The following is a 16,806-nucleotide window of genomic DNA, read 5'->3' on the forward strand; positions in this document are numbered from 1 at the left end:
TAAAACTTTAAAAAATAATTAATATGAAAACAGAAAAGAAAAGGATGTATTGGGATGTGTCCCGCATCTGTTGTTGGATTGCATTGCTGTTTTTTGCTGCCGGATGTGATGCAAAAGACGATGTGGCAGATACGCCGGTTCCGGACAATTGGATTCAGAACTTGCCGGAAGAGGTAACTTTCAATGTGCAGGGCGGAGAGCGTGAGGTGACATTTAATGTGGCTGAGGGGGTAGATTTGTCGCATATAGGATGTATCATGGAAGAGGCCAATAGAAAATGGTGTGATGTAACATTGGATGAAGGCACAATGAGTATCAAGGTGCCCCCTTCTTCTTATTATCGCTCGGCTGTCCTTACGCTGGTTTATGATGAAAGCCACAGACAGACGCTGACGGTGAAGCAGGATGCCGACTTCTCGGCTTATTTCCAGGATGAAACTTGTGCGGAGTTGAGGGAAGGCTTGACGGACGAAGAAATTGCCGCTATTCCAAGTGACCAGATACGCGAACTGGCATTGGCTATGAAGGCAGGCAACTATGATCCGGAATTCCGTGCGGCTGTCTATCGTCCATATCAGGATCCGGCAATTATGGCTGATGCCAACAAGACTTCAAGATACAGCCAGTGCGATAATCCGACCGGCATTTTCGCCGAAAAGGACGAAACCTTATATATATGGGTAGGCAAGCTGTATGAGGGGGCAAACCTCCAGCTGATGTTCTTGGGACTGGACGGAGGATATGGCAACCAGGGCAAGCTGACGCTGGTGCAGGGACTGAACAAGGTTGTGGCTCCTATCACCGGAGAAATTTATGTGCAGAACTTTGTGACTGACGACATACCGTTAGTGCTTGATACGGATGAGGCCAGACAGCAGGCTGCCGCCAAATCGGTTGCCATCCATTTCCTGTTCGGCAAGGTGAACGGTTATTTTGATATTCAGAAGCACACGAAAGCAGACTGGGACCGCATTTTGGACATTGCCATAAATTCCGGTTACGGCTATATCGACCTGCTGGGAAAGCGTGCGCAGATTACTTGGGAAGCCAAGCAGTTTAAAGACAATGAAAGCAGAGCGGGAAGGACTATTACGGGGACAGACGTTACAGATGACGGCAATACCGATAAAGATGAAATCTGGAAGATTATCGAAACTTACGACAACCTTGTTTACTGGGAACAGGAGTTTGCCGGTCTGGTCAAATATAACCGCATGTTCAATAACCGCTTGCATTTCTGCATAGATAACACAGCTTCTTCTCCCAATGCGTCGAACTACCGCACGGTTTATCCTGCCAAAATTACAAGTCCGTATAATGGGGAAATGTTCTTTGAGCCGAATGCATTCAAGGCACGTTTGTGGGGGCCGGCTCATGAGGCAGGACACGTCAACCAAGTCAGACCGGGTGCCAAATGGGCCGGAATGACTGAGGTTACAAACAATATCTATTGTCTTTATGCCCAGGAAAAAGTTGGTGCAAACTGCAAGCTGCAGGTGGACAAGATTAATCCGAAAGATGAGAATGGAGTATCTCAGGGCAGTGATATCATTTATAATGCCGCTACAAAGCTGATTGTTGACGGAGAACGTGCTCATTGTTTGCCGGGCATCAGCAGCATTACACGCGAAACGCAGCTGGTTCCGTTCTGGCAGCTTTATCTCTATATCGTGAAAGCGCGCGGACAGGAAGATTTCTATAAGGATCTTTATGAATATTTCCGTGAAAACGAAAGTCCGAGCGAAAAGGGGCAGAACGCGGGTCTGGATCAGCTGGACTTTGTGCGTCAGGCATGCCGCATTTCCAATCTGAACCTTATCGACTTTTTTACGAAATGGGGCTTCCTGCGTCCGTGCAACGCTACGCTGAATGACTACGGAAATAAGGATTTTGTTGTGTCGCAGGCGGATATTGACGCATTGGTCAAAGAAATTGAGAGTGCCGGATATGATGAGCCTGCCGCTGATATCTATAAGATTACCGATAATACATGGCAGAGCTATAAATAGGGTTATTTGACTTGAAAATGAAAAACACTTCTACATTTTAAAATCGTATGGGAAATATAAAAAGAATGAACACTCTTGGCAAAAAAAGTTGCCTTGCGCTTTGCTTGTTGTGCGCCGCCCATTTTGTTGCGGCCCAAGACAGTGGAGGAAGTGATGTGGATCTTGAGAAGCTGAGTGAAACTGTAAACGTATTGCAGGGAGCGCAAGATCCGGAACTGACGCTTCAGTCCGTTTCTACGGTATCCGGAAAGAGGCTGGAACACCGTCCGGTGTTTATGATGGAGTCAACGTTAGACGGCGTGCTCCCCGGTTTGTATGTTGATATGAGCCAGGGATATCCCACGGAGCAGCGTTCGTTGTCGGTGCGCGGAACTACTCCGATTATTCTGGTTGACGGCATTCCCCGTTCGGACGTGAATCTTCCGGCCAGCCAGATTGAATCGGTTTCCGTTATCAAAGACGGACTGGGGCTGTCGATGATGGGGATGTCGAGCGGAAACGGCGTGGTCTATATCAAGACGAAACGCGGACAGTATTCCAGTCTGAAGATTGATTTTACCGCCCAATTGGCGTTCAACCGGCAGATATTCCGTCCCGACTTCCTGGATTCATACAGCTGGGCTTCCATGCTGAATGAGGCGCTGGTGAACGACGGCAGGCAGCCGCTGTACAGTCAGACCGACCTGGAACTGTACCGCACGGGTGCAAGTCCGTATACGCATCCCAATGTGGACTGGCAGGATGTGCTGCTGCGCAATACGGCGCCCACCCAGCAGTACAACCTTAATTTGTCGGGCGGCGGAAAGACAGCCCGTTATTTCATCGACCTGAATGTGTACGATCAGGCTGGTTTCCTGAATCAGGACAATTCGCTGAACTCGTATCAGACACGCGAAAACTTCAAGAAATATTCTTTGCGCGTCAATACGGACATCTCCATAACCGACCATACACTGCTGAAAGTGGGTCTGTTCGGCCAGATGTTCCGCGAAACGACTCCGGGAAAGGCGATGATGGGAAGCATCTACCGCGACATGTATACCATTCCGAACAATGCGTTCCCCGTGTTCAATCCGGACGGTACATTGGGCGGAACGCCTGTCTATGCGGATGACAACCTTTACGGTCAGACTATTCTTTCGGGGTATAACCTTTATCCGAAGACGGACTTCAATCTCGACATTTCGTTGGAACATCATTTCCAGGGCAGACTGAAAGGGCTGTATCTTAGCGGAACTTATTCTTATAACTCTTCTTACCGTGAGAACCTGGAGAGAAGCAAAACTTTCGCTGTCTATTCGTACTGGAAGGATCCTACCAATCCCAATGCGGAAGAAGTCTATCAGCAGATGGCTTCAGCAGGAGCGCAGAACAATAAAACGAGTTACAGCAGACTGAACCGCATGCAGTATGCGGAGTTTGCGCTGGGGTATGACTTCCATATCGCGAAGCACAACTTCAAGACCAAGGCGCTGTATGCCTATAACGACTATATGGTCAGTGCCAAGAACATTCCTCTGCGCAAGAATGCTTTCAGCTTCCGTGCGGAATACAACTATGACCGCCGTTTCTTGGCCGAGTTCGCCATGTCGGGCATGAGTCTGAATACGCTGAAGCCGGGGCACCAGTGGGGAGCTTTCCCATCGGCCGGAATCGGATGGAACCTGCACAAGGAGAAATGGTTCAATGTGCCGGCCATCAATGCCATGAAGCTCAGAGCTACGTTCGGACTGAACGGAAGCGACGGAACGGGTGCCTATTATAGAAGCGGTACGGGTACGTTGAGCAATTACTATTACAATTATCTGAAATATTACAGTTATCCGAGTAATACGAATGCTTATTTCGGGAAAACTCCGGCAGGGAATGCAATACTTACGGAGTCGAACATGCCGTATGTAGTTCAGTGGGAAAAGAGAACCCGGTGGAATGCGGGCGTAGACATGGAACTGTTCAACCACAGCCTGTTCGTGACGGCAGAGTATTTCCATAACAACTATTCGGATGGTCTGTCGATTCCTGCAGGAAAGGGAAGCAATAGCGTCATCGGTATGACGTTGCCTTACCAGAACATCGCAAAGAGCAGGCGCAGCGGGCTTGAGCTGGATTTGACTTATAACAAGAAGTGGAATGACTTTTCGTTCACGGCAAGCGCCAATGCCACCCTCTATTGGACGAAGATACTTGCCAACGGCGAGAATCAATATCCGGAAGCGTATATGCAGCGTGTGGGCGAGCCGATCAGCCAGGTTTTCGGCTATGTGTGTGACGGATTCTTCCAGAACCAGGAAGAAATCGACCAGTATCTGGACATTACCAGTATTCCGGACTATAAACCCCAGCCGGGTGACCTGAAATACCGTGACCTTAACGGTGACCATGTGCTGGACGGAAAAGACGTGAAAGGCATCGGAACACGCGGGCCGCTGGTTGACTACGGTATTTTCCTGGGTGCTGAATGGAAAGGGCTTGCATTCTCGATGCAGTGGTCGGGCCGCGGCAATGTGCAGACCACTTCCAAGACAATGCCTTTCACCTCCAATGCGCAGGGAAGCTACGGACAGGCTTTAGTGGAGCATCTCGACTATTGGACTCCTGAAAATCGGGATGCCAGCTATCCCCGTCTGTCGATTGGAAATTCGTATAACGAGCGCACTTCAACGTTCTGGCTGCAGAATGCAAGCTACTTGCGCCTGAAGAATGTGGAGATTTCTTATACCTTGCCTCAGAAGTGGACGAAGCCTATCCATATCAGCGGCCTGAAATTCTTTGTCAACGGTTATAACCTGCTGACAATATGCGGCATCAAGGATCGTGACCCGGAACTGCTGAGCTTCACCAACGGAACAAGTTACGGCATTATTCCGAATACCAAGGCCTACAATGTCGGCATTAACATTCAATTCTAACAAAATCGAATAGAAACAATATGAAAAAGATAATAGTAAAAAGATTTCATTTGCTGTGTGTGCTGGGGCTGTTGGCTGCAAGCGGATGCAACACATTTGAGTCTGAGCCTTTGGAGTGGACGCTGGAGGAAGATGTAGTTAATCCGAAAGACTCTTTGGCTAGCACGATGAAGGGCTTGTATTATGCGGTGTATTATTCGCTGCCTTCGCTGCACAACCGGCTGAGCAGTTCCTATCTGGATGCGGCTACCGATGACGGCGTTCCGACGCGTGATATGGGAGGAAGCAGCAGCCTGGAAAATTACCGCAACGGACGTTTGTCGCCGGAAAATATCGCGAGTCTGGACGGAAATGCCTGGAAAAACTTCTATACCGGAATCCGTCGTGCAAACCTGTTTCTGGAAAAGATAAAGGACTATCCCACGGGGCCGAATCTTACAGCTGACGAGAAGAAGCGCATGATTGCCGAAACGCGTTTCCTTCGTGCCTATTTCTATTTTGAACTGATGAAGCGATGGGGGGGAGTACCCATGGTAGGCGATAATGTCTTCAATTACGATGATGACTGGAATATTCCCCGGAGCAGCATGAAGGACGTGAAGAACTATATCCTGAATGAAGTCAGCCCGGATGTGGAAGGTTCTTGCTACAACGACTTGTATGAAGCGATGGTGACAGTTCCCACCGAGCTGGAAAGCATTGTGGGACGTGTCAACAAGGGAGCGGTATTGGGATTCCTGTCGCACCTGAAGCTTTATATGGCAAGTCCGCTGTATGCCGAGAAGCTGGCAGAAGAGGGTGAAACGGTAGCAGAAAAAGAAAGATGGCAGGAAGCTGCCGATGCTGCGAAAGCGGTAATCGACCTTGGCATTTACGGCCTGCACAAGACTTCAGTTGATGATGAAGGAGTTGCCGGAACTGCAGGATTCCTGGAATTCTTCGGTGATGCGAAAACAATTGCCGGGAACAATGAGGAGGCCATTTTCTTTAAGTTGTCGGGCGACGGAACCAGCCCGGAGAGCAACAACAGTCCGATAGGCTACCAGCGTGGCAAATGCTGGGGATATACCAGCCCGAGCCAGAATCTGGTGGACGCTTTCCTGACACTGGACGGCAAGCGTATTGATGATCCTACGTCCAAATATCCGTATGATCCGCAGAATCCGTATGCAAACCGTGACCCGCGTCTGACGTATACCATCTTCTATAACGGTTCGACATGGCTGAAACGTGCGGTGGAAACCTTTGACGGAGGTCTGGACCGTCCGTATTCACCGGGCAGAATCGCGACGCAGACGGGATATTATCTGCGCAAGTTCCTTGGTCTGAACGAGAATCGCAACGACAATTCCGGTTTCAATTCGATACCTCATAACTACAATATTATCCGGTATGCGGAGATTCTGCTGAACTATGCGGAAGCTCTTAACGAGATGGACCGGGCTGGCAATTCGGGAGCGCACGCCGCTGTCATCGAAGATTGTCTGATTCAGTTGCGCGAACGTGCCGGCATCGAAGTCGGAGATGACGGACGCTACGGACTGCCGACGAGCTATACCTATGAGGAAATGCAGGAAATCATCCGCAACGAAAGGCGCATCGAGCTGGCTTTCGAGGAACACCGTTTCTGGGATATCCGCCGCTGGAAGATTGCCGAAGACGTAATGAACGAGCCTGTAAGAGGTGTCGAGATTGTCAAACTGCCGGACGGTTCGTTCCAGTATGAGTATGTAGATGTACGTACTTCTACTTTTGACAAGACTAAAATGTACTGGTATCCCATTCCTCAGACAGAAATGGTGGGCAACCCAGAGTTAACTCAGAATCCCGGATGGGACTATTAAAAACACAGATTTAGAATAATATGAAACATATAATCATCCTTTTATTGGCGCTGATGCCATTGTCGGTATGGGCGCAGGTTACCGTAAAAGGTACGGTGAAAGATGCCACCGATGTGCTGGTGGGGGCTACCGTCAGGGAAGTGGGAAACCCGACCAACGGTGTGCTTACGGATTTGGATGGTAACTTTACCATAAAGGTGAAAAGCAGCAGTTCCAAACTGCAGATCAGTTATGTGGGATATACCACAAAAACTGTAACTGCAAGGAGTAATATGATTATTGTGCTGGAGAACGATGCCACGATGCTGAATGAGGTAGTGGTGATACAGCAGGGATTCGGAACGAAATCCCGCCTCTCCAACATTGCTTCTATCAGCCAGGTGAACGGAAACACATTGCGCCAGTCGCCTACGGCTAATATTCAGAATGCGTTGGCCGGACGTTTGCCCGGACTTTTCCAGCTGCAGTCGAGCGGACAGCCGGGCAACGATGCTGCCGACATATTCATCCGCGGTATTTCTACGTATGCAGACGTTTCCGTATCTCCGCTGGTGCTGATTGACGATATTGAGTCTGACATTTCCACTTTGTCGCAACTGTCACCGAATGACATTGAGGATGTGGCCATTCTGAAAGACGCGGCAAGTACTTCTATCTTCGGATTGAAGGGAGCTAACGGTGTCATCCTGATTACGACGCGCCGAGGTAAAGTCGGGAAACCCAGAATAACTTTCCGCGCCGATATCGGTTTGCAGCAGCCTACTTATAACAGCAAGTTCCTGGATTCATATCAGAGCCTGAAGCTGATCAAGGAAATGTATATGAATGACGAGAATGTGGCTGAGCTGGCCGATCCGCTTTACAGCGACGAGTCTTTGGAACATTACCGTACAGGCGATTCTCCCTATCTTTATCCGAATGTGGACTGGCAGGATCTGATGTACAAGAAGACTTCTCTGATGCAGCAGTACAATGTGGACGTGCAGGGAGGTACTGAAAAGGTGAAGTATTTCGTTTCGTTCGGCTATACCGATCAGGGAGGCTTGTTGAAGAATATCCCGAAAACGGAGGATTTTAATAACGACTATTATCTGAAGCGTTACAACCTGCGTTCCAACTTCGACATTCAGATTACGAAGGACTTTCTGATGAAGATCAATGCCAACGCCATCCTTTCGGAAGTGAACGAGCCGTATCTGCCTAATCCGGGACAGACGGGTACGTTCAGTATCTTTACCCGACTGATGGGAGGTCACTTTACTCCGTGGCGTTATCCTGCCTACAATCCGGACGGCACGTTCGGTATGTACAGCGGTTCGCCTATGAATCCGCTGGTGCTGATGTCTCAGGGAGGTTACGACCGTGAATGGAAAAACAATGTGAATGGCAATATCACGTTGGAGCATAACTTGGACTTCATTACAAAGGGACTGAAGATAAGAGGTGTGATGGCTCTGACCAATCGTTGGGGAACTACCCGCAAACTGCATCGCGCAAGCGGTGACTTCCTGGCTTTCTATCATGACAGCGAAACAGACACCTATATGCCGGTCAACCAGTACGTTTATGTGCTGCGTCCGATGGGTATCGATGAGTCCGCAACAAAACCGTATCTGCAGATCAATTCCCGTGTTGATTTGTCTTACAGCCGCAAGTTCGGCGGACACAATATCGGAGGACTTCTGATGGCCAACTGGTATACTGACCGCAGCGGCGCGGATACGCCGAGCAACTCAATCAGTTATTCCGGACGTTTCAGCTACGACTATAATTCGCGCTACCTGATTGAAGTGAGCGGTTCGTACAACGGCTCCGACCGTTTCTCGAAACAGAATCGTTTCGACTTCTTCCCGTCGGTTTCCTGGGGATGGAACATTGCGGAAGAGCCTTACGCCAAGCCTTGGCTGAACAGCGTCTTTGTAGATATGCTGAAGCTAAGAGGTTCGTATGGTCTTTCCGGTGCTGATGCGGTTGTCGGAGGCGTTTACACTTATCTGGAATCTTACAAGAAGGATTATGACTATCCGTTCGGCGAATCTACTTCCACGGCTAAAATTCCGGCTTACTTTCTGGAGAAGATTGCCAATGAAAACGTGAAATGGGAGGTGGAGAAAAAACTGAACCTGGGCGTTGACCTGCGTATGTTCAACAACCGCTTGTCTGTCACTTACGAATACTTTATCAACCATCGTAACGACATCTTGTCGAAACCGCAGAACATTCCGCTTTATGCCGGTTATATGGACGGCGTGCTGCCTTTCATGAATATCGGACGTACGGAAAACCGCGGATGGGATTTGGAAGTGACATGGCGTTCGACCATCGGTGACAACTTCAGCTATTTCCTGCGGGGCATTGTATCTCACGCAAAGAATAAGATTGTTGAGATGGGAGAGAATCCCAGCCCGTATACATTGAGCATGCAGACAGGCCGCCCTATCGGCACTATCTTCGGATATGTGGCCGACGGCTTCTACAATAGTCAGGAGGAAATTGACAACGGTCCGTATGACAAGCTGAGGGATGTGATTCCGGGTGACTTGAAATACAAGGACATCAGCGGACCGAGCGGAGTGCCCGACGGAATCATCAATGAATATGACAAGGTGGCTATCGGAAACAGCCGTCCCGATACAAACTATGGTTTGACAATCGGTTTCTCTTATAAGGGATTCGATTTCAGTACCCTGTTCCAGGGTGCTACGGGAGCTTCGCTGAACTGCCAGAAAGTGCTGACAATCGGAAGCACCGACGGACGTCCGCGTCCGATTCATCTGAGCCGCTGGACGCAGTTTGACGAGGAAGGCAACAAGGTGACCGATCCGGAGCAGCTGATTGAAATGAACAAGGATGCCAAATTCCCGATTTTGAGCGAACAGTTGGGACACAACTCGGCTACTTCTACTTTTTGGCTGCGTTCGGCCGACTATCTGCGCTGGAAGAATATCGAGATGGGCTATACTTTCCCGCAGTCATGGACACAGCGGATGAAAGTGAACTCCATCCGTATCTATGCCTCTGCACAGAATCTGCTGACATGGTCCAAACTGAACGACTACGAAGTGGATCCGGAAAGTTCTCAGTTGGGCAACCCGCTGGATACTTATCCGCAGCAGCGAGTTTATAATTTTGGATGTCAAATTGTATTTTAATGATTATACTGTATGAAAAATAAATTGGTTGTATTGTTGGGGTCTTGTCTGTTCTGGGCATCATGTACCGAAACGACTGAAGGATTTCTGGACAGCAAAGGCAAGGAAACGGACGACTTGGAATCGGTCTTTTCCGACAGTATCAAGGTGATGGGCTTCAACGCTGCGCTTTACTGGCAGGTGGGACGCTGCACCATGTCGCCTCATAATGTGTCAAGTAATCTGCAGAACTATAAGGACTATGAAGCCGGTACGGACAACAGCCGTTATTCGTATTTCAAGGTTACAGAGTTTACTCCGGCCTATACGAAAGGCGATTTCAGCCAGGGCGGAACAAACGCCGGATTCGGAGATTTTGAGAAGGGATGGCAGGAGCCGTATCAGACGATTTACCGCTGCAACTCATTCTTGCAGAATTATCAGAAGGCTCCGTTGAGCGAGGGCATGAAGAAGCGTCTGGCAGATGAGGCACGCTTTATACGCGCTTTCTTCTATTTCCATCTCCTGCGGCAGTACGGCGGACTTCCGCTGCTCTACGATGAGGTGATCGACCCGTATAATCCTGCCTTGCTGGAGCGTTCTTCTTTTGAAACTTGCGTTGACTACATCGCAAGCGAACTGGAATATTGTGCCGAAAACCTGCCGCTTGTGCAGGACGGCGTAGACTATGGCCGTGCCACGGCACCTGCTGCATTGGGTGTGCTGACAGAACTCTATGCGCTGGCCGCCAGTCCGCTGTATAACGGAGGTAATATCGGAAGCGGCGACAACCGTCTGCTGGTAGGCTATGACGACTACGATGTGAACCGTTGGCAGAAAGTGGCCACTGCCGCCAAGCGTCTGATGAAACTGGGTACGAACGAGCTGCTGATTGACAACGACACACGTCCGGGAAATGGCTTTTATAAAGCAACTACCACCCGTGTGTCTAAAGAACGGGTTTGGATGTGGCTGACTGTGAGCACTAATTTCCTCCAGAAGGCTTTGCTGCCTAAAAGCCGTAACGGCAACCACCTTATTTATCCGTATCACGAGCTGGTGGAGGCTTTCCCGATGAAGAACGGGAAAGCGATAACCGATCCTGATTCCGGTTATGATGAGGATCATCCGTATGACAACCGCGACCCGCGTTTAGGATATACCATTATCTATAATGGCTCGAAATGGATTAAGAATAAAGGCGAAGAGGCAGAACCTATTTATACTTACCGCGGAGCCACGGATGACGGGTATGGCACTGCACAGGGTTCGCCTACGGGATATTATTATCGCAAATGTTCGAACGAGTCGTTGAGAGGAGGGGATTCCGACTCTGAAGGTCAGGGCTTGTCGTTTATCCGCTATCCGAGCATCATGCTCTATTATGCAGAAGCCTTGACGGAACTGGACGTCGATGCGAACCGGAGCGAGATTGAATCCCAGCTGTTCCAGATCCGTAACCGTGCCGGCATCGACCCGGGTGAGGACAACCGCTACGGTGTTCCCGCCAATATGAACAAGGATGAGATGATTGAATTTATCATAAACGAACGCCGAATTGAGTTTGCCAACGAATGTGGAAACCGTTTCTGGGATTTGAAACGCCGCAAGATGTATGAACGTCTGGACGGTGTATGGACTAGCGCTGCTGTTTGGGAAAAGGTCGGCGATGACGAATATACGTGGTCGGTAGTTCCTATCGAGCAGCACTTCTTTGACGAGCGGATGTATTTCAGTGCCATTCCGCAGAGAGAAATAGACGCTTCCCATGGAAAGCTGGTTCAGAATCCCGGCTGGTAATAACTGTTGTAGAAGAAATATGTATATGAATAAGATTTGGTTGGCACTTGTCGCAGGAGCGTTGTTTTTGGGATGCGGCAAGCAGAAAACGGAAGAGGCTGCAACGCCTCTTCCCCAAACTCAGAAAGAAAGAGTCGCCTGGTTTGAGGAGGCTCGGCTTGGAGTGATGATACACTGGTCGTTGTGTACTCCGGCTTCCGGACGCTTTTATGGAGAGAGAGTCCGCAATACGGAGTATGCCGAATGGCTCCGTTATCGGAATAAGGTGCAGAAGGCCGACTGGGACCGGATGGCCAAGCGGATGCCCATTTCCGAGAAAGAGATTGAAGACTGGGTGATTGCTGCCAAGGAAGGAGGATTCAAGTACCTTACTTTTGTGACCAAGCATCACGACGGGGTAGCTTTCTGGAATTCAAAGGTAAGTGACTATACTTACGGCAAGCTTTCGGGCACGGGCTTTGACGTGCTGAAATGCCTGAAGGAGAAGTGTGACAAGTACGGCATTGTACTGTGTGCCTATTATTCGCAGTGGCTCGACTGGGGCAATCCGAACGGACGCGACAACAGCTGGGATTATGCGGACGAGCAGAAGCCGGGCTTTGACCGTGTGGCTGCCGGACGCGGCGACATTGAAGCTCCTTTCCGGGAACAGCCGACAGCGGAGGAATACGACAAGTATTGGCGGGAGAAAGCCATGCCGCAGGTGGCAGAGCTGATAAAGGATTACGGCGTAAAGCTGATCTGGTTTGACTGCTGGCTCGGCGATCCGGTTAAGGCTGGACAGATGACGGAAAAGCAGATGCGAGATATGCTTGCCATGGTGCGTAAGCTGGATCCGACTGTGATTGTAAACACTCGCCTGGGTATTCATGAAGTGGGCGACAACGGCGTTGATTTCCAGACGATGGGCGACAATGAGTTCCCGGCCCGCCCTCTTGGGCATACATGGGAAACGGCGGCTACGTTCAACCATTCGTGGGGATACAACCGCGATGACCAGAACTGGCGTCCCACCACTTACTTTGTCCGTGAAATAGTGAAGGGAATCTATAAGGGAGGAAATGTGATGCTGAACATCGGTCCTCGTGCAGACGGTTCCATTCCGCCGGAGATAAAGACACGGATGCGGGAGATAGGCGAGATGATACATAAGAATAAGGTGGGTTTTTACGGCACTTGTCCGTCGCCTTTCGCTGAAGATTCGCAGGATTGGGGACTGATAACCCAGCGTCCGGAAAATGGGAAGACGAAAGTTTATCTGCATGTGTTTGAATGGCCATCCGACGGAATTATCCGGGTTAACGGATTGAAGAACAAGGTGATTTCGGCTCGTATACCTTCTTTGAACGACAAGGAAGTGGAGTTTGTGCAGAAAGGCTTGCTTTTGCATGTGCAGGGTCCGTTGAAGGAGCCGGTGGCTTATGATTCTGTTGTTGAGCTTGAAGTGGAAGGAGAGCTGGAGGCTGAAAACGGCTTCTGCGGAGAAATCAACTTCGGCGGAATAGCCATGAGCCAGGCCAAGGCATCGCTGGAAGGCGGAGTGAAGCGTGTCAAAAAGCCGAGCCGTCTTGCTCCTGCCTGTATCCGCGGATGGGAATCAGAAAACGCCGCCGCTTCGTGGAAAGTATACGTGCCCGAGGCAGGCGAAAGAGAGCTTTCCATTTGCTATTCGTGCGATTCGGTTTCGGCCGGCCGCCCTTATGTGGTGAGTGTGGAAGGTGCGGATTCTGTGAAGGCTGTCACACTGCCCGGGCCGGAAGGCTTTGACGAATACTACACGCGGCATTTGGGCAAAATCAGCTTCCCGAAAGCCGGAATGTATACGGTGAAAGTGCGTCCGGCGGACAACTTGAAGAAAGAACTCTTCGGGCTGAACTGGCTGTTCGTTGAATGACCATGGGCCTGCAAGTTCATGAAAAACTAATTTAATATTTCGAGCTTATGAAAAAGATAAATCAATACTGGCTCATTCCTGCCATTCTTCTCTTTATGATGGGGGCAGGGGGCTGTTCGGACGATTACGAATATTCTTCCGACTATTCTTCTTATGAAAATGCTACGCTGAAGGTGGCTCTGGTAAATGAAGACAATGTGCTGGAACTGAACCTGATTAACGGAACTCATACGCTTACGATGGAAGTGACTCCAGAGAGTCTGATAATTGACCCTGCGGCATACATTTACAAGGTGAGCGATGAAACGGTTGCAACGGTTGATAACGAGGGAACGCTGACCATGCTGAAAGAAGGTGAAACGGATCTGACCGTTACTTTCCGCGGGAACCACAACCTGTCCACTACATGTAAGGTGACAATCGCTCCGATTTTAACCGAAGCGCTGGATGTGCCTGAGCTGATTACCGTGGAAGAGGAGAAGACATACGATCTGGCTTCCAACATTACGGTGACTCCTTCGCAGGCAAGCCACAAGTTTGTTTATACGTCTTCGGATGAGGGAGTGGTTATGGTAGACGAGAACGGAATTGTGACCGGAATCAAGGAGGGTAACGCTTCCATAACGGTCGCTACAACTGACGGTACGAATCTTACGGAAACCATTCCGGTGGAAGTGGTAGGCAAGATCTACATTACGGAAATCAAGCTCCCGACAGATAAGGTTAGCGGAAAGACATTTGTGGTAGGGCAGTCTTTCAGTCTGGCTGCGCAGACAACGATTATACCGTCAAACGCTTCCGAACCGGTTGTCACTTATTCGCTGAAGAGCGGAGAGGGCGTGGCAAGTGTAACTGAGGACGGTATCGTTACGGCATTGTCCGCAGGAAGTGCAACCATCTTGGCTGAGGCACAGGATGACAGTGGCATTACCGCTGAAATTACCGTTACGATAGGTGCCGGCGAATGGTTCGAGCGTGCGCTTTGGAGCATTGACACGAACTTCCGCAGCAACGCTAAGGGTGAAAGTACGGGAGAAGGCGTGTTGAATTATGTGCCAGACGGCTCTACAGGTCTTCCCGAGCATATGCTTGACGGCAATGCTTCAACTTATTTTGCATTGGTAAAACCGGAAAAAGGCAATTATAACGGTTATGTCAACCGCAATACTGAGCATTACTTTATCGTGGATATGGGTGCGCCATGCGAGTTCAATGAGTTCAAGTGGAGGCATCGTAACACGACAAGAGGAATGCAAGTACATAACATTACTTTATATGGTAGTAATGACGGAAGCTCATTTGAGGAAATCAAGGCCAATATTGATTTGGCTCAAAGCCCTGTTGAACAAACGTTTGATCTTCCGCTTTCCACTTATAGATACATAAAGGCACAGTTCAATGAATGGGATCCGGTCAACAATTATAATGTGACGGTAGCTGAATTCAATGTAGGTAAAAAGTAGCAGGATACTGCAAGGGGAAAGAAAGATGCCTGCATGGGTTTGTCTTTCTTTCCCGTCAGCAATCCCTGAATGTGCCTTTATTTTTTATGTTCCAGCAGCTGGACTGTACGGTCTACCTGCGTGGACTATACGGTTCAGCTACGTGGACTATACGGTCCAGCCGCTGGAACATAGAATTTATGCCTATCTTTGAAGAAAAATTCCGTGGAGGAAAGAAAAACTTTATCACAATAATCATTAACAGTTAATTTAAGTATCATTTATGAAGAAACACTTTTTTAGGGCATTCATCTTCTTGTCTTTGTTTTCTGTGGGGATGGCTGCGCAGGCCCAGCCGAAGAAACTGCCTGCTGACTTGGAAATACCTCTGCAGTATGGCGCAGACCGCTTGGGCAAACGCCAGGATGCTGCCATGCAGAAGTTCCGCGACAACCGTCTGGGCGCGTTTATTCATTGGGGACTGTACGCCATTCCCGGCGGCGAATGGAACGGGAAAGTATACAAAGGTGCAGCTGAATGGCTGAAGTCATGGGCAAAGATTTCTTCTGACGAGTGGATGAAGCTGATGGACCAGTGGAACCCGGAGAAGTTCAATGCCAAGGCTTGGGCGAAAATGGCGAAGCAAATGGGAGTGAAATACGTAAAGATTACCACCAAGCATCACGAAGGATTCTGTCTGTGGCCGAGCAAGTACAGCAAGTATACGGTAGCCCAGACTCCCTATAAGAAAGATATTTTGGGCGAGCTGGTAAAGGCTTACAATGATGAAGGCATCGATGTGCATTTCTATTTCTCCGTTATGGACTGGAGCCATCCTGACTGGCGTTATGACATCAAGTCGAAAGAGGACGAGGAGGCTATGGCCCGCTTCTTTGAGTTCACGGACAACCAGCTGAGAGAGCTGGCGGAACGTTATCCTACGGTGAAGGACTTCTGGTTCGACGGCACGTGGGATGCCAGCATCAAGAAAAACGGGTGGTGGACAGCTCATGCCGAGAAGATGCTGAAGGAGCTGCTTCCGGGAGTGACAATCAACAGCCGTCTGCGTGCGGACGACTATGGCAAGCGTCACTTCGACAGCAACGGACATATGATGGGTGACTATGAATCGGGCTATGAACGCCGCCTTCCCGATCCGGTAAAAGACCTGAAAGTGACCCGCTGGGACTGGGAGGCATGCATGACAGTTCCCGAAAACCAGTGGGGTTATCACAAAGACTGGTCGCTCAGCTACGTGAAGACTCCGGTTGAGGTGCTTGAACGCGTGGTGCATGCGGTTTCGATGGGAGGAAACATGGTGGTCAACTTCGGTCCTCAAGGTGACGGCGACTTCCGTCCGGAAGAGAAAGAGCTTGCAGCATATATCGGATCGTGGATGAAGAAGAACGGCGAGTGCATCTACGGGTGTGACTATGCCGGCTTTGAAAAGCAGCCGTGGGGATATTACACGCGCAAGGGCGATGACGTGTATATGGTTGTCTTCAATCCTCCCTATTCCAGGCATCTGGTCGTTAAAACACCCGGAGGCACTAGTATAAAGGCTGCGCAGGTCGTTGGAGGAAAAGAAGTGAAAGTGGAGGAAACAGCCCGCAATGAATTTAACGTGGATGTTCCTTCTGCTTTGCCTGACGAACCGTTTGTCATCAAACTGAAAATAGAAAAGAAACAGAGCGGAAAGACGTATCGTGATGCGTTGACTTGATTAGTTTATAGTTCCAAGAGGAAGAGGCTGCACAAATTTGGTTTGAGGCAGCCT

The 16,806-nt window shown here is 49.5% G+C and carries 8 protein-coding genes; all 8 read left to right on the plus strand.

What is annotated here, in order from left to right; translation table 11 throughout:
- The first annotated feature begins 23 nt into the window (after positions 1-23).
- The 8 genes from QUW60_RS14245 (at position 24) to QUW60_RS14280 (ending at position 16,752) form a co-directional block, all read left to right on the plus strand.
- The gene (locus tag QUW60_RS14245) at positions 24-2,009 is read left to right on the plus strand and encodes a M60 family metallopeptidase (RefSeq protein ID WP_289561298.1); all 1,986 of its coding nucleotides are present in this window, start codon (positions 24-26) and stop codon (positions 2,007-2,009) included.
- A gap of 47 nt (positions 2,010-2,056) precedes the next feature.
- Positions 2,057-4,918 (plus strand): SusC/RagA family TonB-linked outer membrane protein, encoded by a 2,862-nt coding sequence (locus tag QUW60_RS14250; protein ID WP_289561300.1) that lies wholly within the window; start codon positions 2,057-2,059, stop codon positions 4,916-4,918.
- 20 nt (positions 4,919-4,938) lie between these two features.
- Entirely contained in the window at positions 4,939-6,762 is a 1,824-nt protein-coding gene (locus QUW60_RS14255) for a RagB/SusD family nutrient uptake outer membrane protein (protein WP_289561302.1), read from the plus strand.
- A gap of 20 nt (positions 6,763-6,782) precedes the next feature.
- Positions 6,783-9,914, plus strand: a complete 3,132-nt coding sequence (locus QUW60_RS14260) for a SusC/RagA family TonB-linked outer membrane protein (protein WP_289561304.1) — start codon at positions 6,783-6,785, stop codon at positions 9,912-9,914.
- Between the two features lie 12 nt (positions 9,915-9,926).
- Positions 9,927-11,693, plus strand: a complete 1,767-nt coding sequence (locus QUW60_RS14265; RefSeq protein WP_289561306.1) for a RagB/SusD family nutrient uptake outer membrane protein — start codon at positions 9,927-9,929, stop codon at positions 11,691-11,693.
- Positions 11,694-11,718: 25 nt separating this feature from the next.
- Complete coding sequence (locus QUW60_RS14270) at positions 11,719-13,587, plus strand: alpha-L-fucosidase (RefSeq protein WP_289561308.1); 1,869 nt, start codon at positions 11,719-11,721, stop codon at positions 13,585-13,587.
- A 47-nt stretch (positions 13,588-13,634) separates the two neighbouring features.
- Entirely contained in the window at positions 13,635-15,050 is a 1,416-nt protein-coding gene (locus QUW60_RS14275) for an Ig-like domain-containing protein (RefSeq protein WP_289561310.1), read from the plus strand.
- 262 nt (positions 15,051-15,312) lie between these two features.
- Positions 15,313-16,752: an alpha-L-fucosidase gene (locus tag QUW60_RS14280; protein WP_289561312.1), complete on the plus strand. Its 1,440-nt coding sequence runs from the start codon at positions 15,313-15,315 to the stop codon at positions 16,750-16,752.
- Positions 16,753-16,806: the final 54 nt, after the last annotated feature.

This window comes from Bacteroides gallinaceum (assembly GCF_030373775.1).
GTDB classification, from domain to species: domain Bacteria; phylum Bacteroidota; class Bacteroidia; order Bacteroidales; family Bacteroidaceae; genus Phocaeicola; species Phocaeicola excrementipullorum.